Here is a 19,499-nt window from a genome sequence, read left to right on the forward strand (position 1 = left end):
CGGTCTCAGCGGTCCCGGCCGTACACGCAGTACACCGATACCGCCCCGACTCCCGCGGTCTCGAATTCTCCACCAATCCCAACGGCACTCGCGACCTTGCGCTACCGCAGGATTCCGGCGATCCCACCGGTAACGGTCGCGTCGGCAACGCGACACGACCGCACGACTTCAGCGGCGCGAACGGTCCCGACCACTCCGCGGCTCGAGCCGCTTCGGCGTTGATCGCGATCCTCGCGGCTCCGGCGGACCACGGCACCCTCGCGGCTCCGGCGGACCATGGTGTGCCTGGAGCGCGCTTCGAAGGGCCCCGCCCTAGACTCAGGCGCCACCGCGCTCAGCGACATGAGGTTCTAGTGCTCTTGGACACCGGTGCTGTGAGAGGCTCCGGGTACGCCGAAACCGCGCGACCGCCTGGGGTCAGGAGCACCAGGCCCTCCGGAGCGCCGGGCCTTCGAGGGGGCCTGAGCGGCCCGATGCCGCCTTGCAGACGGCCTCCCGGCTACCAGGGGTCTTCGGCGCCCGGGTTGTCCGGTGTTCACAAGCCTCAGGGCCTCGTAGCCGCGTCAGGATTCGCGATGGCAGCGAGCAGGACGGCAGCGCCCTGATCTGCCGGGAGACGGGCACACAGCACCGCTCAGACGCCTTCTCTCCGCGAAGGACGGGGCGCGAGGGGCCTCAGTCTGCGATGTCGCGGATCCCGAGCTCGCCGAGGATGCGATTCAGGTCATCCCCGTTCGCGAAGTCGATCGTCACGGAGCTCTTCCGAGCGCCGACCGCGATCTTGACCCGGGTGTTGAGACGGTCCCCGATCCGCTCCGCCAGATCGTTGAAGTGCGCCTGTCGCTTGGTCGGCTCTGCCTTGGGCTTCACGGGCGTCTTCGCCGACAACTGCTGCGCGATCGCCTCGGCCGCACGAACGGACAGGTCCTCGTTGACGATCTTCTCGGCGAGGTACTCCATCGCCTCGGCATCCGGTGCAGCGAGGATCGCGCGGGCGTGACCCGCCGAGAGCACGCCGGCAGCCACGCGCCGCTGGACGGGGGAGGGCAGGCGGAGCAGACGGATCGTGTTGGTGATCTGCGGCCGCGACCGCCCGATGCGCTGGGCGAGCTGCTCCTGGGTGATCCCGAAGTCGGCCAGGAGCTGCTGGTAGGCGGACGCCTCTTCGAGCGGGTTGAGCTGAGCACGGTGCAGGTTCTCGAGCAGGGCATCGCGGAGCATCGCGTCGTCGGGGGTGTCCTTGACGATCGCCGGGATCGTCGAGAGACCGAGTTCCTTCGTCGCCCGGAGACGACGCTCGCCCATGATCAGCTCGTACTGCGGCTCCGTGCCCTTCGCGCCGGCGATCGGGCGCACCACGATCGGCTGCAGCACGCCGATCTCGCGGATCGAGTGCACGAGCTCCTGGAGCTCCTCCTCGCGGAACTCCTTCCGCGGCTGCTGCGCATTCGGCACGACGTCGAGCGGGTTGAGGTTGGCGAGGCGTGCGCCCGGCACAGCGACCAGGTCCTCCGCGGTCCCTGCGCCCGTGGGGGCGGACGCGGGGGACCCGCCCGTCGGGAAGAAGACGTCGACCGGCCGGTCCTGCTGGTCGCTCGCCGTCGGGATGAGGGCCCCGATGCCCCTGCCGAGCCCGGTCCGCTTCGGTGCCATCAGTTCTGCGCTCCTCGTGCTGCGATCTCGGCAGCCGCCTCCAGGTAGGAGAGCGACCCGGACGAGTTGACGTCGTACGACACGACACTCTGCCCGTAACTCGGTGCCTCGCTGACCCGCACCGATCGGGGGATCATCGCTTTCAGCACCTGGTCCCCGAAGTGCTCCCGCACGTCCGCCGCGACCTGGTTGGACAGGTTCGTCCGGCCGTCGAACATGGTCAGGAGGATCGTCGAGACGCGGAGGTTCGGGTTGAGGTGCCGCTCGATCAACTCGATGTTCCGCAGGAGCTGGCTCAGCCCCTCGAGCGCGTAGTACTCGGTCTGGATCGGGATGAGGACCTCTTGCGCCGCCACGAATGCGTTGATCGTCAGCAGCCCGAGCGAGGGCGGGCAGTCGATGAAGACGTAGTGGTAGGGCTCGTCGAGCGACGACAGGTACTGGTCGAGGGCCGTGCGGAGCCGCTGCTCGCGGGCGACGAGGGAGACGAGCTCGATCTCGGCACCGGCCAGGTGGATCGTCGCCGGAACACACCAGAGCGTGTCCGACTCGGGGGAGCGCTGCACCGTGTCCGCGATCGGCGCCTCGTCGACGATCACGTCGTAGATGCTGGCCACCTCGGCTTGGTGGTCCACCCCGAGTGCGGTGGAGGCATTCCCCTGCGGGTCCAGGTCGATCACGAGGACGCGCGCACCGCCGTGCGCGAGCGCGGCAGCGAGGTTGACGGTGGTCGTCGTCTTGCCGACCCCACCCTTCTGGTTCGAGATCGTGAAGACTCGCGTCTTCGCCGGCAGCGGGAACTGCTGCGTGGCGATGGCTCGACGCCGACGGTTCAGGTCAGCGATCTCGCGTGCCAGGGGCGTTGACGCGTCGTAGTCGGTCGAAGAACTCAACGAAGGCCTCTTCCCCGGTTCGGTGTTTCACGTGGAACGTCCGGCCCATCACACCCGGCAGAGCCGATCTGAGCCGCAGCGTCAGTCAACTGTAGCCCGGAAGACGCGAGTGGTCTCCTCGACCACACCGTCTCCGAGCTCCAAGACCTCGACGTCCTCAAGTCGCTTGCGCAGGATCACCTTGCGTGCCTTCTCGACCTCTTCGTCGACCCGCGCACCCTTCATCAGGATGAGCTGGCCTCCCGAGCGAACGAGGGGCACGGTGATGGGGATGAGCTTCGACAGCGCGCTCACGGCGCGTGCTGTGACTTGATCGACGACGATCTCGTCAGCCACGTCCTCAGCCCGAGCGCGGACGACGGTGACGTTGTCGAGTCCGAGGCGATCCGCCTCGGTCCGCAACCACTCGCACCGTCGCTCCATGGGCTCGATCAGGATGAAGGCGACGTCCGGACGCGCGATGGCGAGCACCAGGCCGGGGAGACCGGCTCCGGACCCGACGTCGGCGACGCGACCACGAGCCTCCAGGAGGGGAGCGAGGAGTGCAGAATTGAGGATGTGTCGCGTCCAGAGACGAGGCAACTCGAGGGGTCCGATCAGACCGAGCTCCTCACCGCGCCGTCCCAGCTCGTTCGTGAACGACCGGGCCAACTCGATGCGGTCACCGAAGAGCTGGGCCGCGGCAGCCGGCTCCTGTTCGAGGACCGGCGCGGACGCGTCCGTCATCGGGTGACGACCGTGTGGCGGTCTCGTCCCTCGCCTTCGGACTCCGAGTGGAAGCCCTTCTCCGCGACCAGGTCGTGGACGAGCTTGCGCTCGTACGACGACATCGGCGGCAGAGCAGCCGTGGCCGACCCGGCCTCGATGCGCTCGACCGCGGTGTCGACCAGACGCTGCAGCTCGGTCGCACGGGCGTCCCGAGAGCCACCGACGTCGAGGATGAGGCGGCTGAACTCACCGGTCTCCGCCTGCACCGCGATGCGCGTGAGCTCCTGCAGCGCCGACACCGTGTCGGGCTTCGAGAGCACACGCAGCGCGCCGCCCTCGTCCGTCACCGACAGGTAGACGCGACCCGCGCGCTCCTCGATCTCGATGTCGCCGTCGAGGTCGCAGATGTCGAGCAGCTCCTCGATGTAGTCCGCCGCGATGTCCGCCTCGTCACGCGCGTCGTCGTCGACGGTCGTGGCTCCCTCGGTGGTGTCGACGGCTGCTGCGGTGTCCTGCTCGGTCACTTACTTCTTCCCGTTCTTCTTGGAGCGGTTCTTGCCCACCGGCTGCTGACGCTGGGTGGTCACACGGACGGGCTCGACCTCGACGGCGGTCGCACCGGCGCCGGCCTCGGCGAGCACCGGCGTGCCGCGGCGCTGGGCCTTCTTGGCCAGGCGAGCCTCGCGGGCGAGGGCGGCCTCGGAGCCCGGCGTCGGCATGCTGCGGATGACGAAGTACTGCTGCGCCATGGTCCAGATGTTCGAGGCCAGCCAGTAGAACATGACGCCGAGGGGGAAGCTGAGACCCGAGATCACGAAGACCAACGGGAGGATGTACAGCATCATCTTCTGCTGCCGGTACATCGGCGACGCCTTGGTCTCCGGCGACATGTTCTTCGCGACCAGCTGCAGCTGCGTGATGAACTGCGACGCCGTCATCACGACGATCATGAAGCCCGCGATGACCCGCACCTCCCACCCGGAGGCGTTCGTGAAGGTCTCGTGCAGGGGGGCGCCGAACAGGGCCGCGTTGCCGAAGTCCTGCGCCAGGGTGTTCGTCAGCAGGCCGATGCCCGTCTTGTTGATCTGCGCCTCGTGCAGCACGGAGTACAGCGAGAAGAAGATCGGCATCTGGATGAGCAGCGGCAGGCAGGAGCTCAGCGGGTTCGTCCCGGTCTCCTTGTAGAGCGCCATGGTCTCGCGGCTCATGGCCTCGCGCGAGAACTGGTCCTTCTTGCCCTTGTACTTGTCCTGGATCTTCTTGAGCTGCGGCGCCACCTCGAGCATGCGTCGCTGCGACTTGATCTGCCGGACGAAGATCGGGATGAGCGCTGCACGGACCACGAAGGTCAGGAAGATGATCGACAGCACCCAGGTGATGCCGGCCGACGGGTCCATGCCGATCGACTCGAAGATCCAGTGGAAGGCCACGAGGATCGCCGAGACCACCCACTTCAGTGGCCAGAGGATCGTTCCGATGAAGTCCATGAGGACGGTCACGCCTTTCGAGTGCGCTGGGGGAGCAGGACCGGGCGACGGGCATCGCCGGACGACTGGGGGTACGGCTGGGTCGGGGGGAGCACGAACCCGAACCGGCTGAGGCGGTACGGACGACCGCGCTCGCGCACGTCGTCGATCCCGCCTGCAGCCCAGGGGTTGCACCGCGCGATCCGCCACGCACCCATGGCCGAGCCGCGCACGACGCCGTACTGCTGGATGGCCTCGAGCGCGTACCGCGAGCACGACGGGTGGTACCGGCAGACGTTCCCGTACAGGGGGGAGATCACCGCACGGTAGGCACGCAGCACGACGACGCACACGTTGCGCGGGAGCAACGCGACGACCCAGGCCAGCCGGGTCCACAGGGTGCGGTTCATGCTGCCTTCTCCACCCCGCGCGCGAAGGAGCGCGAGACGTCTTCGAGCAGGGTAGGCCATCCGGCCTGCGCCGCGGCTGGCAAGGCCCTGATGACCACGTCGTGGCCGGTGGGCACCTGGGTCAGCAGCTCGTGCGCGATCGCCTTCAGCCGCCGCCGCACCGTGTTGCGGGTGACGGCGTTGCCCACCGTCTTCGCGACGATGAACCCGAAGCGGGTCGGGCCGTCCGAGCCGAGCTCGGCCCCGTCCGGTCGACGGACCACGGATACGACGACGTGCGCCGTGGCGCTCCTGCGACCACGACGCACGACGGACCGGTAGTCGTCGCCACGGACGATCCGGTTGGCACGGGCCAACACGATCGCTACCGGGTTCCGGTTCGGGACCGGACCAGGCGCTGCCCGGACGGGCGGGACCCGATCAGGCGCAGCCCGATCAGGCGCTGAGCTCGGTGCGGCCCTTGCTGCGGCGCGCGGCGAGGATGGCGCGACCGGCACGGGTGCGCATGCGGGCGCGGAAGCCGTGCTTCTTGGCGCGACGACGGTTGTTCGGCTGGAAGGTGCGCTTGCTCATGATGATCTCCACACGGCTGCGCTGGAAGATGGGCTCAGCGCGAACCGCCACGTATGTATGTACAGCCGCTCGACGGGGCCGAACGACGCGATGGGCGCGACCAGGTGGCCGCAGTCAACTGGTTAACGGTACGTGACAGCGGCGAGCAGGTCAAACGGCTCCGGGCGACCGGCGCTCCGGGTGTCCGCGCACGATCATCATCCACATTGGGGAAAACGTGCGTTCGGTACGACTCGCTCGGACCCTTTACAGTGGTGTGATCGATCGGCCCGTTCCGCGGAGCGACGGGGGAGTCACCTCCCCGCCCGTACCCGGACCGTCGTGGACAGGACTGTGGACAACCCTGTGGATCACCGCCGCGGGGTGACAGCGGTCCGGGCCGACGGAACCGGCCTCGCCGGAGGCCTCCCGCGCGCCGGGGACGACCGTGTCCGGCCACGTCCGACAGCCACCGAACGCCGACAGCAGCCGACAGCGACAGCAGACCAGGAGACGAGCGCGACATGACGATGCCGGCCGACCCCGTCGAGGACCTCTGGTCCTCCGTCCTGGGCCTCCTCTCCGAGGACGACCGCATCACCCCGCAGCTGCACGGCTTCCTCAACCTGGTCGAACCGAAGGGCGTGCTCGCGGGCACCCTGTACCTCGAGGTCCCGAACGACCTGACCCGGGGCATGCTCGAGCAGCGCATCCGGATCCCCATCACCGAGGCCGTCTCGCGCGTCGGTGACGACTCGGTCGCGAACTTCGCCATCACGGTCAACCCGGACATGGCCTCCGAGCCGCGGGTCGACCCGGTCGTGCCGAGCCACGTGCCCGAGTACGCCGAGCCGGTGCAGCAGCCCGTCGAGCAGAGCGCGGCGCCCCGGCAGTACATCGAGGCGCCGTTCGTGCCGAGCCAGATCGACTCCCCGGGCACCGGTGGACGTCCCGAGTCACGGCTCAACCCGAAGTACAACTTCGACAACTTCGTCATCGGGTCGTCGAACCGCTTCGCCCACGCGGCTGCGGTCGCGGTGGCTGAAGCGCCGGCGAAGGCCTACAACCCGCTCTTCATCTACGGCGACTCCGGTCTCGGCAAGACGCACCTGCTCCACGCCATCGGGCACTACGCCGAGAGCCTGTACCCGGGCATCCGCGTCCGCTACGTGTCGAGCGAGGAGTTCACCAACGACTTCATCAACTCGATCGCCAACAACCGGTCGAACCAGTTCCAGCAGCGCTACCGCGACATCGACATCCTGCTGATCGACGACATCCAGTTCCTGCAGGGCAAGGACTCCACGCAGGAGGCCTTCTTCCACACCTTCAACACGCTGCACGACCACAACAAGCAGGTCGTCATCACGTCCGACGTCGCGCCGAAGCACCTGACCGGCTTCGAGGACCGCATGCGCTCCCGCTTCGAGTGGGGCCTGATCACCGACGTGCAGGCACCCGACCTCGAGACGCGCATCGCGATCCTCCGCAAGAAGGCGCAGTCCGACCACCTGCAGGTACCCGACGACATCCTCGAGTTCATGGCCTCGAAGGTGTCCAGCAACATCCGGGAGCTCGAGGGCACGCTCATCCGCGTCACGGCCTTCGCGAGCCTCAACCGGACGGCCGTCGACATGGCGCTCGTGCAGACGGTGCTCAAGGACCTGATCACCCTCGACGACGACAACGTGATCGCGCCGACGGACATCATCAACCACACCGCGGAGTACTTCAAGCTCTCCGTCGACGACCTGTACGGGTCGTCCCGGTCCCAGGCGATCGCGACCGCGCGGCAGATCGCCATGTACCTGTGCCGTGAGATGACGAGCCTGTCGCTGCCCAAGATCGGGCAGCTCTTCGGCAACCGGGACCACACCACGGTCATGTACGCCAACAAGAAGATCACCGAGCTGATGAAGGAGCGTCGGTCGATCTACAACCAGGTCACCGAGCTGACCAGCCGCATCAAGCAGGACCGCCGCTACCGCTGAGGACGACCGGCACCGAGGCTGCACCCACGCGCATCGAGCAGGACCGCCGCCACCGCTGACGACGACCCGCGCCGAGGCTGCACGAGCAGGACCGCCGGCACCGCCGGTGCGGACGCGCGTCCCGACGGACGGGAGGCGCGAGCCGGGCTGGCACCGCGCCTCCCGTCCGTCATGCCGTCGCATCCGCTGCAGCCGACCACCTCAGATCGGCCCGCCCGAACGCGCATCCACCATCTGAGACGGTTCCATGCGCCGAGTTTCCCCCAGTGTGGATAGCCTGTGGATAACTGTGGAGGACACGCGGTCCGGTTGTACACAGATCTGTACCCACCTGTGGAGACTGGGGATGGAAGCGGATAGATGACTTTTCTTCATCCAGATGCCGCCAACACCCGACTCACAACTCACACGTGTGTAGTTCCCTGTGGAGAAGCGGGATGCACAGAGTTATCCACACTGTGCACAGGCGTTAACACCATTGATCCTGGTTAACGATGAAGTTCCGCGGGCCAACCCTGTGGACGGCGGGATGACAAGAAATCCGGGCCCTGCTCCGCTGTGCCACAATGGGGCGGCCGGACAGTCCGCACCGATCGACAGGGGTCCCAGCTGTGAAGTTCGAGGTCAACCGGGACGTCTTCTCCGAAGCCGTCTCCTTCGCGGTGAAGCTCCTCCCACAGCGCACGACCCTCCCGATCCTGTCCGGCGTCCTCATCCACGCCGAGGGCGATCGCCTCACGTTGTCGTCCTTCGACTACGAGGTCTCGGCGCAGACCTCGATCACGGCCCAGATCGACGACCCGGGCACCGTGCTCGTCTCCGGCCGACTGCTCAACGACATCGCGAGCCGGCTGCCGAACGCCCCGGTCGCGTTCACCACCGAGGACACCAAGATCTCGGTCACCTGCGGATCGGCCCACTTCACGCTGCTGTCCATGCCGGTCGAGGAGTACCCGACGCTCCCCGAGGTCGGCGAGCAGACCGGCGTGATCCCCGGCGACGCGTTCTCCGAGGCCGTGTCCCAGGTCGCCGTCGCCGCCAGCCGCGACGACGTCACGCCCGTCATCACCGGTGTGCAGCTCGAGGTGGGCGACAACGACCTGTCGCTCATCGCCACCGACCGCTACCGCGTCGCCGTCCGCACCATCGCGTGGGACTCCGGCCGCGTCGGCTCGGACCCGCTGCACGCACTCGTCCCGGCCCGAACCCTGCAGGAGGTCGGCCGTACCTTCGGCTCGGCGTCCACGGTGTCGGTGTCGATCAGCGGTACCTCGGACCGCGAGCTCATCGCGTTCCACGCCGACGACAAGACCGTGACCTCGCTGCTCATCAAGGGCAACTACCCGCCGGTCCGCCGGCTCTTCCCGGAGACGGTCAACGACCACGCGGTGATCAACACCGCGGAGCTGGTCGAAGCCGTGCGACGGGTCTCCCTCGTCCTGGAGCGCGAAGCGGCGCTCCGGTTCTCCTTCTCGGTCGACGGGCTCACGCTCGAGGCGATCGGTTCCGAACAAGCGCAGGCGTCAGAGTCGATCAGTGCGTTGCTGACCGGGGAGGACACGGTGGTCTCGCTGAAGCCCGCCTTCCTCCTGGACGGGTTGAACGCGGTGCACTCCGAGTTCGTCCGCATCTCCTTCACCAAGACGGAGAACCCCAACAAGCCGGGGCCGGTGCTCATCACCGGCCAGACCTCGCAGGAGGCCCCGGCGACGGACGGATACCGGTACCTGCTGCAGCCCAATCTCCTGCTGCGGTAAGCGCAACAGCCGTACCACTGTGCTGACGCGCACGAAGCATCAGCGCGACGACGAACAGAAGAGGAAATCATGCACATCGGTCTTGTCGGCCTCGGTCGCATGGGCAACAACATGCGTGCCCGTCTCCGCAACGCAGGCATCGAGGTCACCGGGTACGACGCGAACCCCGCCGTCTCCGACGTCGCCGACCTCGGCGCACTCGCCGCCGCACTCCCCGAGGGCAAGAAGCTCGTGTGGGTCATGGTCCCGCACGGCAAGATCACCGACGACGTGATCACCGACCTCGCCGGCGTCCTGTCCGAGGGCGACCTGGTCATCGACGGTGGCAACTCGAAGTGGCTCGACGACACGATCCACGCCGAGCAGCTCGGTGCCAAGGGCATCCGTTACATGGACGCCGGTGTGTCCGGTGGTGTCTGGGGCAAGGACAACGGCTACGGCCTCATGGTCGGCGGCGCACCCGAGGACGTCGAGTTCGCCATGCCGGTCTTCGACGCGCTCCGCCCCGAGGGCCCGCGCGAAGAGGGCTTCTCGCACGCCGGCCCCGTCGGCGCCGGCCACTACGCCAAGATGGTCCACAACGGCATCGAGTACGCGATCATGCAGGCGTACGGCGAGGGCTACGAGCTCCTCGAGGCCAAGGACATCATCAAGGACGTCCCCGCGGTCTTCGCCGGCTGGCAGCGCGGCACCGTCGTGCGCTCGTGGCTGCTCGACCTGATGGTCCTCGCGCTGAACGAGGACCCGAAGCTCGACGCCATCGAGGGCTACGTCGAGGACTCGGGCGAGGGTCGCTGGACCGTGGAGGAGGCCATCGAGCACGCCGTGCCGATGCCGACCATCTCCGCGTCGATCTTCGCGCGCTTCGTCTCGCGTCAGGGCAGCGCGTCCCCGACGATGAAGGCCGTCGCCGCCCTCCGCAACCAGTTCGGCGGCCACGCCGTCAAGAAGGCGTAGCTCAGGTAACCACCTGAGCTCGTCTCGGCCCGCGTGCACGTCGACCACCTGCAACTCACCGACTTCCGGAACTACCGGGAGGCGGACGTCGACCTGGCACGCGGGCCGAACCTGTTCGTGGGCCGCAACGGGCAGGGCAAGACCAACCTGGTCGAGGCCATCGGCTACCTGTCGACCCTCGGCTCCCACCGGGTACCGACCGACGCAGCCCTCGTCCGTCAGGGGTGCGACGCGGCCATCGTCCGCGCACGGCTCGCACACGAGGACCGCAGCATCCTGGCCGAGGTGCAGATCAACCGCACGGGCTCGAACCGTGCGCAGGTGAACCGCTCCGCGATCAAGCCACGCGAGCTGCCGCGGTACTGCACGAGCGTGCTCTTCGCGCCCGAGGACCTGGCCCTCGTCCGCGGCGAACCGTCCGGCCGTCGCCGCATGCTCGACGAGCTGCTCGGCCAGATCGCGCCCCGGATGCAGGGCGTGCTCGCCGACTACGACCGCACGCTCCGGCAGCGGAACACCCTGCTGAAGACCGCACGGTCGACCGGCGCCCGTGCCGGCTCGCTCGCCACGCTCGACGTCTGGGACGACCGACTCGTCGCGTTCGGCGCCGAGATCATCGCTGCTCGGGACCACCTGACACGGCGGCTCGCACCGTTCGTCACCGACGCGTACGCGACCGTCGCCGGCGAGCGGCACGAGGCGACGATCTCCGGTGTCCTGAGCGTCCGCGGCGGCGACCCCGAGGACGCGGAGGCGACCGACCCCGTGCTCGGGACCCCGGACGAACCGGTCTCGGTGGCGGCAGCGGCCGATGCCTTCCGGGGCGCGCTCGAGCGTCGTCGGCGGGACGAGCTCGACCGCGGTCTGACCCTCGTCGGGCCGCACCGGGACGACGTCCTGTTCCAGCTCAACGGGTTACCTGCCCGCGGCTACGCCAGTCACGGCGAATCCTGGTCGTTCGCGCTCGCGGTCAAGCTCGCGAGCGCCGCGGTGCTCCGCGCCGGGTCGACCCTGGGCGACCCGATCATCATCCTCGACGACGTGTTCGCCGAGCTCGACGAGTCACGACGGGAACGGCTCGCCGGCGCGGTCGCGGACTACGAGCAGGTGCTCATCACGGCCGCGGTGCACGGTGACGTCCCCGCGCAGCTGGCGGCGCACACCGTCCGGATCGAAGCGGGCACGATCGTGACCGACGACCCGGGCGTAGGGAACCAGGTTCCGGACACAGCACCGCGGAACAGCACGGTTCCGAGTCCGGAACCTGGTTCCGCAGGAGCCGACACCACCGCCGACGCGAGCGACCCCGCCGACGCGAGCGACGCCGCCGACGCGAGCGCCGGCGCCGACGCGGCCGCCGACCCCGCGACCGAGGCGCGCGCCTGATGCCGAAGCCGTGGAAGCCGACCGAGCCCTCCCGGGTGTACCGACACCTGCGGGCGGTGTTCGGCGACCCGTCCCTCCGCACCGTCGACGCCCGACGCCGGCGGTCCCGCGAGCTCGACGCCGACACCGTCCCCTACGGCAAGGGTCGCGAACCGCGCGGTCTCGGTGACGTGGTCGGGTCCCTCGCCCAGGAACTCGGTTGGACGGAACCGCTCGCCCGCTCCGAGCTGTTCGTGGACTGGCCTGCTGTCGTCGGCGAGGAGCTCGCGAAGCACTCGACGCCGATGACGATCGACGACGGTGCGCTGGTGATCCGGTGCGACTCGACGGCGTGGGCGACCCAGCTCCGACTCATGCGCGCGACCGTCACGACGACCATCGCCGAGCGCCACCCCGAAGCAGGTGTCCAGTCGATCCGGGTTTCCGGGCCCGACGTCCCCACCTGGAAACGCGGTCCCAGGACCGTCCAGGGGCGCGGCCCCCGCGACACCTACGGTTGACGAGACGAATTCGTCCTCGGGGATGAAGAAAGCCCGTCCAGCGGGCAGATGAGCCCTCGGAAGAGGGGTCCCTGCGGTAGACTGGCGAGTGCAGTGTGCGGGCGTTCCGCGCGCAGGCAGGAGCCATCCCGACATGACATCAGAATCTGACGACGACCGGACGATCCCGCAGGACGAGACCGAGCAGGCTCCACGGACGGAACCATCGTACGGCGCAGACCAGATTCAGGTGCTGGAGGGACTCGAAGCGGTCCGCAAACGCCCGGGCATGTACATCGGCTCGACGGGTCCGCGCGGTCTCCACCACCTGGTGCAGGAGATCGTCGACAACTCCGTCGACGAAGCGCTCGCGGGCTACTGCGACCACATCGACGTCACGATCCGCGAGGACGGTGGCGTCCGGGTCGTCGACAACGGCCGCGGCATCCCGGTCGACGTGCACGCGGCCGAGGGCGTCTCGACGCTCCAGGTCGTCCTGACCGTCCTGCACGCGGGCGGCAAGTTCGGCGGCGGCGGGTACGCCGTCTCCGGTGGTCTGCACGGCGTCGGCTCCTCCGTCGTGAACGCGCTGAGCTCCGAGCTCGACGTCGAGGTCCGGCGCCAGGGCCACGTCTGGCGCCAGAGCTACACCGACGGCGTCCCGGTCGCCCCCGTGTCGAAGGACGAGACGACCGACGTCACGGGCACGACGATCACGTTCTGGCCGAACGCCGACATCTTCGAGACCGTCGAGTTCGACTACGAGACGCTCCGCACGCGCTTCCAGCAGATGGCCTTCCTCAACAAGGGCCTCCGCATCACGCTCACCGACGAGCGCACCCCGGACGAGGGCGAGGAGTCGCGGAAGGACTCCTTCCGCTACGAGCGCGGTCTGCCCGACTACGTCGAGTACCTCAACGCGCAGAAGAAGGCGGACCTGGTCCACCCCGACGTGATCGCGATCGAGGCCGAGGACACCGAGCGCAAGATCGCCCTCGAGATCGCCATGCAGTGGAACACCTCGTACCAGGAGAGCGTCCACACCTTCGCGAACACGATCAACACGCACGAGGGCGGGACCCACGAAGAGGGCTTCCGCGCTGCCCTGACGAGCCTGGTCAACCGGTACGCCCGCGAGACCAAGATCATCAAGGAGAAGGACGACAACCTCACGGGTGACGACATCCGCGAAGGGCTGACCGCCGTCATCTCCGTCAAGCTCGGCGAGCCGCAGTTCGAGGGCCAGACGAAGACGAAGCTCGGCAACACCGAGGCGAAGTCGTTCGTCCAGCGCGTCGTCGGCACCGAGCTCACGCACTGGTTCGAGAGCAACCCGAGCCAGGCGCGCGACGTCGTCCGCAAGGCGATCCAGGCGTCCCAGGCACGTCTCGCGGCCCGCAAGGCCCGCGAGACCACGCGCCGCAAGGGCCTGCTCGAGTCGGGTGGCATGCCCGGCAAGCTCAAGGACTGCCAGTCGAAGGACCCGACGCTGTCGGAGATCTTCATGGTCGAGGGTGACTCGGCCGGCGGTTCGGCCGTGCAGGGACGCAACCCCATGACGCAGGCGATCCTGCCGCTGCGCGGCAAGATCCTGAACGTCGAGAAGGCCCGTCTGGACCGCGCGCTCGCGAACCAGGAGATCCAGTCGATGATCACGGCGTTCGGCGCCGGCATCGGCGAGGACTTCGACCCGGACAAGGCGCGCTACCACAAGATCGTGCTGATGGCCGATGCCGACGTGGACGGCCAGCACATCACGACGCTGCTCCTCACCCTGCTGTTCCGCTACATGCGGCCGCTCATCGAGCGCGGGTACGTGTACCTCGCGCAGCCGCCGCTGTACCGCCTGAAGTGGTCGAACGCGCCGCACGAGTACGTGTTCAGCGACCGGGAGCGCGACGCCCTGATGCAGGCGGGCCTCGCGGCCGGCAAGCGCATCCCCAAGGACAACGGGATCCAGCGCTACAAGGGTCTGGGCGAGATGGACTACAAGGAGCTCTGGGACACCACGATGAACCCGGACACCCGCACGCTGCTGCAGGTCACGCTCGAGGACGCCGCCGCGGTGGACAGCGTCTTCGCGACGCTGATGGGCGAGGACGTCGAGTCGCGTCGCCAGTTCATCCAGCAGAACGCCAAGGACGTCCGCTTCCTCGACACCTAGTACCGGTCTGGAGGCGCGGTGCCAGCCGCGTCGACCAGTCCCGACCCCCTGTGGTCGCGCCCGGCGCGACCGACGGAACCAGTGCCTCCCGGCCGATGACCGGAGGGCCACCAGAAAGGTGACCAAGCCACATGGCTGACGACAACGAGAACGGCGCCGACGAGCAGCCCGAGATCGTGCACGGCGAGGTAGGCGACATCGTGGTCTCCGGTGACCGCATCTCGCAGGTCGACCTGCAGCTCGAGATGCAGCGGTCGTACCTCGACTACGCGATGTCCGTCATCGTCGGGCGTGCGCTGCCGGAGGTCCGGGACGGCCTGAAGCCGGTGCACCGTCGCGTGATCTACGCGATGTTCGACGGTGGCTACCGGCCGGACCGGGCGTTCTCGAAGTGCTCCCGCGTCGTCGGCGACGTCATGGGTCAGTTCCACCCGCACGGCGACACGGCGATCTACGACACCCTGGTCCGCCTGGTGCAGCCGTGGTCGCTCCGCTACCCGCTCGCGCTCGGCCAGGGCAACTTCGGGTCGCCCGGCAACGACGGCGCCGCGGCCCCGCGGTACACCGAGACCAAGATGGCGCCGCTCGCCATGGAGATGGTCCGGGACATCGACGAGGACACCGTCGACTTCCAGGACAACTACGACGGTCGCACGCAGGAGCCGTCGATCCTGCCCGCGCGCTTCCCGAACCTGCTCGTCAACGGCTCGGTCGGCATCGCGGTCGGCATGGCGACGAACATCCCGCCGCACAACCTCCGCGAGGTCGCCGAGGGCGCCAAGTGGGCGCTCGAGCACCCGGACGCGACGCGCGAGGAGCTCCTCGGCGCGCTCATGCAGCGGATCAAGGGCCCGGACTTCCCGACGGGAGCGCAGATCCTCGGCACGAAGGGCATCCAGGACGCCTACCGCACGGGCCGTGGCTCGATCACGATGCGCGCGGTCGTCAACGTCGAGGAGATCCAGGGACGCACCTGCCTGGTCGTCACCGAGCTGCCGTACCAGGTCAACCCCGACAACCTGGCGATCCGCATCGCCGAGGGCGTGAAGGACGGCAAGCTCTCCGGCATCGCCGACATCCGCGACGAGACCTCGGGCCGCACCGGGCAGCGCCTGGTCATCGTGCTGAAGCGTGACGCGGTGGCGAAGGTCGTGCTCAACAACCTGTACAAGCACACGCAGCTGCAGGAGAACTTCGGCGCGAACATGCTCGCGATCGTCGACGGTGTGCCCCGCACCCTGGCGCTCGACGGCTTCATCTCCGCGTGGGTCGACCACCAGATCGACGTCATCGTCCGCCGGACCCGGTACCGGCTGCGCGAGGCCGAGAAGCGCGCCCACATCCTGCGCGGCTACCTGGCGGCACTCGACGCCCTCGACGAGGTCATCGCCCTCATCCGTCGCTCGCCCGACGTCGAGGAAGCGCGCACGGGCCTGATGGACCTGCTCTCGGTCGACGAGATCCAGGCCCGCGCCATCCTCGAGCTGCAGCTCCGTCGCCTGGCGGCCCTCGAGCGGCAGAAGATCCACGACGAGGCCGAGGAGCTCGAGCGGAAGATCGCCGACTTCCAGGACATCCTGGCGTCGGAGACCCGGCAGCGCACGATCATCGGCGACGAGCTCGCCGAGATCGTCGATCGCTTCGGTGACGACCGCCGCTCGGAGATCATGCTCGGGTACGACGGCGACATGTCGATCGAGGACCTGATCCCCGAGGAGGAGATGGTCGTCACCATCACCCGCGGTGGGTACGTCAAGCGCACGCGCAGCGACAACTACCGCTCGCAGCACCGCGGCGGACGCGGCGTCAAGGGCGCCCAGCTCCGCGCGGACGACATCGTCGAGCACTTCTTCGTCACGACGACGCACCACTGGTTGCTCTTCCTGACCGACCAGGGCCGGGTGTACCGCGCCAAGGCGTACGAGCTCCAGGAAGCCAGCCGCGACGCCAAGGGCCAACACGTCGCGAACCTCCTCGCGATGCAGCCGGACGAGCAGATCCAACAGGTGCTCGACATCCGCGACTACGAGGCGGCACAGTACCTCGTGCTCGCGACCGAGCAGGGTCTCGTCAAGAAGACCGCGCTGACCGAGTACGACACGAACCGCACGGGCGGCATCATCGCGATCAACCTGCGCGAGGGCGACAAGCTCCGCCAGGCACTGCTCGTCGACGAGACCGACGACCTGCTGCTCGTGTCGAAGCACGGCATGTCGCTCCGCTTCACGGCGACGAACGACACCCTGCGCCCGATGGGCCGCTCGACCTCGGGCGTGAAGGGCATGTCCTTCCGCGGTGACGACTCGCTCCTCGCCGCCCGTGTGGTGTCCGACGACGGCTACGTCTGGGTCATGACCGAGGGCGGCTACGCCAAGCGCACGTCCGTCGACCAGTACCGCGTGCAGGGCCGCGGTGGCCTCGGCATCAAGGTGGCGAAGCTCGCTGCCGACCGTGGCGACCTGGTGGGTGCGCTCATCGTCGGCGGGGACGACGAGGTGCTCGTCGTGCTGCAATCGGGCAAGGTGGTAAGGTCCTCCGTGTCCGAGGTGCCCGCCAAGGGTCGCGACACGATGGGTGTGGTCTTCGCGAGGTTCGCGGAGAACGACCGGATCATCGCGGTGGCCCGGAACAGTGAGCGGAACCTGGACGACCAGGACGACGCCGAGCCTGAGATCGAGCCTGCGGGCCCGGTGGAGACGGTGAGCCCTGACGAAGCGGCGCCCGAACCCGCCGACCCCGCCGACACCGAGCCTGTCGAGGACGAGGCCGGAGAGGACCAGTCGAACAATGAGTAGTGTCGCCGAGAAGCTCCAGAAGAAGGCGAAACGTCCCGTCGGCACCCGGCAGGTCCGCCTGCGTCTGGTGTACCTCGACTTCTGGTCGATGGTGAAGCTGAGCTTCCTCATCGCGCTGGCCGGGTCGATCGTCATCGTTGTGGCCACGGCCCTGGTGTGGATCATCCTCAACCAGACGGGCGTGTTCACCCAGATCGACGCCCTGCTCAAGGACGTCACCGGGCAGAACAGCTACTCGATCATGGACCAGTTCTCCCTCGGGCAGGTCCTCGGATTCTCCGTCGTGGTCGGCATCCTCAACGTGGTCGTCGGCACGGTGCTCGGCGCGATCGTGAGCGTCCTCTACAACCTCAGTGTGCGGATCACCGGCGGCCTGCTCGTCGGCTTCACGAACAACTGACACACCCGGGCCGGGTGACGGTCACCGCTCGATTTCGTCTTACGGCGTCGTTGGGGTAGGCTTTCATCCGGTCTGAGGGGCTATAGCTCAGGCGGTTAGAGCGCTTCGCTGATAACGAAGAGGTCCAAGGTTCAAGTCCTTGTAGCCCCACCACTTCCCTCCGGGGCCAGCACGCTGGTCCCTTCGGGGCCTTAGCTCAGTTGGTAGAGCGCCTGCTTTGCAAGCAGGATGTCGGGAGTTCGATTCTCCCAGGCTCCACTCGCAGAAGCCCCTGGTCGCCACTTCCTGGCGCCCAGGGGCTTCGTTGTGTGCGGGGTCGTCCCGTCCGGGCGTCGTGCTCCAGCTCCGCCGAGGTTCCGGAATCGTGGCATGTCGCGAGCTGAGCGGGTCGGTCGTGGAACCTCGGCGCCGTACGTGCGGGGTGTCTCGGAAACCGGCGGTCCCTGTCCGGGTGTGGTGCGGCGGGACTGCGTCCGTGTCCGACGGGAGGCGCGGCGCGAGTCGGCGCACACCTCCCGTCCCCGGGGCGTCACCAGGGCCCTGGGGCGTCAGTGCCCGCGTGGCGGCTCGTGCGCCTCGCCGGTGCGGACGGGACGCCCAGGGACGACGAAGGGCCCCGGCGCAGTGCCGGGGCCCTTCGTACGAACCGGGAGGTCAGGCGGCAGGCTTCTCCGCCGTGTCGGCGTCGTCGGCGACCCAGAGGTCGTCGTCGGCGCGGAGCGTCTGGTACGCGGCGTACGCAGCACCGGCGACGGCGACCACGCCGACGACGATGAGGGCGACTCCGCCGAAGCCGAGGCCCTTCTTCTGCTGGCCGGGCGTGTACTTCGCCGCGGCCTTCTTCGCCGTCTTGCCCTTCTTCTGGGCGTCCTTGACGATCTTCTTGACGCGCGGGTCCTTCGCCAGGTCCTTGACGCTGAGCACGGAGCCCGCCGTCGCGACGAGCCCGGGGACGACCTCGGTCTGGAAGCGGTGCGAGGCGGTCTGCGCAGCCGAGGTGGCGGCGTGCACACCGGTGGCGACCGCGGGGCGGATCCCGTTGTCGATCGCGTTCTGCACACGCGGGGCGATGTCCTTGCGGGCTGCGTCAGCAGCGTGCGAGCGGGCCTCGGCGAGGATCGCGTTCGCGTGCTCGAGGACCTTGCGCTGCTCGCCGAGGAGCGAGGCGGTCTTGCCCTTGAGCTTCTTGATCTGCTTCCGACGCTTGCGCGGGATCTCGATCGTCGTCATCTGGTACCTCCATCGGATCGGCGTGACCCCATCCTGCCACCGAGCACCCTGACAGGTCACGGATCGTCGGCTGTGGGATCCGTGTCACCGTCAGGAGTACATGCGAGAATCGACACATGTCTCTGCACACCGCTGTCGCAACGATCCACACGAACAAGGGCGACATCCGCGTCAACCTGTTCGGCAACCACGCTCCGAAGACCGTCAAGAACTTCGTCGACCTCGCGACCGGCAAGCAGGAGTGGACGCACCCCGGCACGGGCAAGGTCTCGACCGACAAGCTCTACGACGGTGTCGTCTTCCACCGCATCATCAAGGACTTCATGATCCAGGGCGGCGACCCGCTCGGTCAGGGCATCGGTGGCCCGGGCTACCGCTTCGACGACGAGATCCACCCGGAGCTCACCTTCCAGCAGCCGTACATCTTCGCGATGGCGAACGCCGGCATCCAGGGCGGTCGCGGGACGAACGGCTCGCAGTTCTTCATCACCACGGTGGCGACCCCCTGGCTCCAGGGCAAGCACACCATCTTCGGCGAGGTCGCGGACGACGAGTCCCGCGCGGTCGTCGACGCGATCGAGGGTGTCCCGACCGACGGTCGCGACAAGCCCCTCGACGACGTCGTGATCGAGAGCATCGACGTCGAGGACGTCTGAAC

18 protein-coding genes and 2 tRNA genes are annotated in these 19,499 nt (G+C 68.2%); 11 read left to right on the forward strand and 9 right to left on the reverse strand.

The window, feature by feature from the left end:
- Window positions 1-675 precede the first annotated feature (675 nt).
- The 8 genes from QUG93_RS11275 to rpmH form a co-directional block, all read right to left on the reverse strand.
- Window positions 676-1,653 (reverse strand): ParB/RepB/Spo0J family partition protein, encoded by a 978-nt coding sequence (locus tag QUG93_RS11275; protein WP_289473962.1) that lies wholly within the window; start codon window positions 1,651-1,653, stop codon window positions 676-678.
- A complete protein-coding gene (locus QUG93_RS11280; protein WP_289473963.1) occupies window positions 1,653-2,546 on the reverse strand; it encodes a ParA family protein in 894 nt (297 codons plus the stop codon). The genes QUG93_RS11275 and QUG93_RS11280 overlap by 1 nt, the downstream gene beginning before the upstream one ends.
- Window positions 2,547-2,627: 81 nt before the next feature.
- Entirely contained in the window at window positions 2,628-3,272 is a 645-nt protein-coding gene (gene rsmG / locus QUG93_RS11285; RefSeq protein WP_289473964.1) for a 16S rRNA (guanine(527)-N(7))-methyltransferase RsmG, read from the reverse strand.
- Window positions 3,269-3,778 carry a Jag family protein gene (locus tag QUG93_RS11290; RefSeq protein ID WP_289473965.1) on the reverse strand — a complete coding sequence of 170 codons (510 nt, stop codon included), beginning with the start codon at window positions 3,776-3,778 and terminating at the stop codon, window positions 3,269-3,271. The genes rsmG and QUG93_RS11290 overlap by 4 nt, the downstream gene beginning before the upstream one ends.
- Window positions 3,779-4,741: a membrane protein insertase YidC gene (yidC, locus tag QUG93_RS11295; protein ID WP_289473966.1), complete on the reverse strand. Its 963-nt coding sequence runs from the start codon at window positions 4,739-4,741 to the stop codon at window positions 3,779-3,781. It lies immediately after the preceding gene.
- Between the two features lie 8 nt (window positions 4,742-4,749).
- Window positions 4,750-5,130, reverse strand: a complete 381-nt coding sequence (yidD, locus tag QUG93_RS11300; RefSeq protein WP_289473967.1) for a membrane protein insertion efficiency factor YidD — start codon at window positions 5,128-5,130, stop codon at window positions 4,750-4,752.
- Window positions 5,127-5,489 (reverse strand): ribonuclease P protein component, encoded by a 363-nt coding sequence (gene rnpA, locus QUG93_RS11305; protein ID WP_289473968.1) that lies wholly within the window; start codon window positions 5,487-5,489, stop codon window positions 5,127-5,129. Before rnpA ends, yidD begins: the two co-directional genes overlap by 4 nt.
- 76 nt (window positions 5,490-5,565) lie before the next feature.
- Entirely contained in the window at window positions 5,566-5,703 is a 138-nt protein-coding gene (rpmH, locus tag QUG93_RS11310) for a 50S ribosomal protein L34 (RefSeq protein ID WP_019181680.1), read from the reverse strand.
- 503 nt (window positions 5,704-6,206) lie between these two features.
- On the opposite strand from rpmH, the gene dnaA reads away from it, so the two are divergent.
- The 10 genes from dnaA to QUG93_RS11360 all read left to right on the forward strand — a co-directional run bounded on the left by dnaA (window position 6,207) and on the right by QUG93_RS11360 (window position 17,869).
- Window positions 6,207-7,673 carry a chromosomal replication initiator protein DnaA gene (dnaA, locus tag QUG93_RS11315; RefSeq protein WP_434533106.1) on the forward strand — a complete coding sequence of 489 codons (1,467 nt, stop codon included), beginning with the start codon at window positions 6,207-6,209 and terminating at the stop codon, window positions 7,671-7,673.
- 611 nt (window positions 7,674-8,284) lie between these two features.
- Window positions 8,285-9,430 (forward strand): DNA polymerase III subunit beta, encoded by a 1,146-nt coding sequence (gene dnaN, locus QUG93_RS11320; RefSeq protein ID WP_289473969.1) that lies wholly within the window; start codon window positions 8,285-8,287, stop codon window positions 9,428-9,430.
- Window positions 9,431-9,499: 69 nt separating this feature from the next.
- Window positions 9,500-10,387, forward strand: a complete 888-nt coding sequence (gnd, locus tag QUG93_RS11325; RefSeq protein ID WP_126889975.1) for a phosphogluconate dehydrogenase (NAD(+)-dependent, decarboxylating) — start codon at window positions 9,500-9,502, stop codon at window positions 10,385-10,387.
- A gap of 33 nt (window positions 10,388-10,420) precedes the next feature.
- Window positions 10,421-11,773: a DNA replication/repair protein RecF gene (gene recF, locus QUG93_RS11330; RefSeq protein WP_289473970.1), complete on the forward strand. Its 1,353-nt coding sequence runs from the start codon at window positions 10,421-10,423 to the stop codon at window positions 11,771-11,773.
- Window positions 11,773-12,273, forward strand: a complete 501-nt coding sequence (locus QUG93_RS11335) for a DciA family protein (RefSeq protein ID WP_289473971.1) — start codon at window positions 11,773-11,775, stop codon at window positions 12,271-12,273. Before recF ends, QUG93_RS11335 begins: the two co-directional genes overlap by 1 nt.
- Before the next feature lie 133 nt (window positions 12,274-12,406).
- Complete coding sequence (gene gyrB / locus QUG93_RS11340; RefSeq protein WP_289473972.1) at window positions 12,407-14,416, forward strand: DNA topoisomerase (ATP-hydrolyzing) subunit B; 2,010 nt, start codon at window positions 12,407-12,409, stop codon at window positions 14,414-14,416.
- Window positions 14,417-14,547: 131 nt separating this feature from the next.
- Window positions 14,548-17,211, forward strand: a complete 2,664-nt coding sequence (gene gyrA / locus QUG93_RS11345; protein ID WP_289473973.1) for a DNA gyrase subunit A — start codon at window positions 14,548-14,550, stop codon at window positions 17,209-17,211.
- Entirely contained in the window at window positions 17,204-17,611 is a 408-nt protein-coding gene (locus tag QUG93_RS11350; protein ID WP_289473974.1) for a DUF3566 domain-containing protein, read from the forward strand. The genes gyrA and QUG93_RS11350 overlap by 8 nt, the downstream gene beginning before the upstream one ends.
- 76 nt (window positions 17,612-17,687) lie before the next feature.
- Window positions 17,688-17,764 (forward strand) — tRNA-Ile (locus QUG93_RS11355).
- Between the two features lie 32 nt (window positions 17,765-17,796).
- Window positions 17,797-17,869, forward strand: a tRNA-Ala gene (locus QUG93_RS11360).
- A 396-nt stretch (window positions 17,870-18,265) separates the two neighbouring features.
- Here QUG93_RS11360 and QUG93_RS11365 read toward each other — a convergent pair.
- Window positions 18,266-18,841: a hypothetical protein gene (locus QUG93_RS11365; RefSeq protein WP_289473975.1), complete on the reverse strand. Its 576-nt coding sequence runs from the start codon at window positions 18,839-18,841 to the stop codon at window positions 18,266-18,268.
- 116 nt (window positions 18,842-18,957) lie between these two features.
- Between QUG93_RS11365 and QUG93_RS11370 the strand changes: the two genes are divergently transcribed.
- Window positions 18,958-19,497, forward strand: coding sequence for a peptidylprolyl isomerase (locus QUG93_RS11370; protein ID WP_289473976.1), 540 nt, complete (start codon window positions 18,958-18,960; stop codon window positions 19,495-19,497).
- Window positions 19,498-19,499: the final 2 nt, after the last annotated feature.

It is taken from the genome of Curtobacterium caseinilyticum (assembly GCF_030363035.1).
Taxonomy (GTDB): Bacteria; Actinomycetota; Actinomycetes; order Actinomycetales; family Microbacteriaceae; genus Curtobacterium; species Curtobacterium caseinilyticum.

Coding starts and splice junctions, on each gene's coding strand:
- QUG93_RS11350 (WP_289473974.1), top strand. CDS start 17,204: ATGAGTAGTGTCGCCGAGAAGCTCCAGAAGAAGGCGAAACGTCCCGTC.
- rsmG (WP_289473964.1), bottom strand. CDS start 3,272: ATGACGGACGCGTCCGCGCCGGTCCTCGAACAGGAGCCGGCTGCCGCG.
- QUG93_RS11275 (WP_289473962.1), bottom strand. CDS start 1,653: ATGGCACCGAAGCGGACCGGGCTCGGCAGGGGCATCGGGGCCCTCATC.
- yidC (WP_289473966.1), bottom strand. CDS start 4,741: ATGGACTTCATCGGAACGATCCTCTGGCCACTGAAGTGGGTGGTCTCG.
- QUG93_RS11370 (WP_289473976.1), top strand. CDS start 18,958: ATGTCTCTGCACACCGCTGTCGCAACGATCCACACGAACAAGGGCGAC.
- rpmH (WP_019181680.1), bottom strand. CDS start 5,703: ATGAGCAAGCGCACCTTCCAGCCGAACAACCGTCGTCGCGCCAAGAAG.
- gnd (WP_126889975.1), top strand. CDS start 9,500: ATGCACATCGGTCTTGTCGGCCTCGGTCGCATGGGCAACAACATGCGT.
- QUG93_RS11365 (WP_289473975.1), bottom strand. CDS start 18,841: ATGACGACGATCGAGATCCCGCGCAAGCGTCGGAAGCAGATCAAGAAG.
- gyrA (WP_289473973.1), top strand. CDS start 14,548: ATGGCTGACGACAACGAGAACGGCGCCGACGAGCAGCCCGAGATCGTG.
- yidD (WP_289473967.1), bottom strand. CDS start 5,130: ATGAACCGCACCCTGTGGACCCGGCTGGCCTGGGTCGTCGCGTTGCTC.
- dnaA (WP_434533106.1), top strand. CDS start 6,207: ATGACGATGCCGGCCGACCCCGTCGAGGACCTCTGGTCCTCCGTCCTG.
- gyrB (WP_289473972.1), top strand. CDS start 12,407: ATGACATCAGAATCTGACGACGACCGGACGATCCCGCAGGACGAGACC.
- QUG93_RS11335 (WP_289473971.1), top strand. CDS start 11,773: ATGCCGAAGCCGTGGAAGCCGACCGAGCCCTCCCGGGTGTACCGACAC.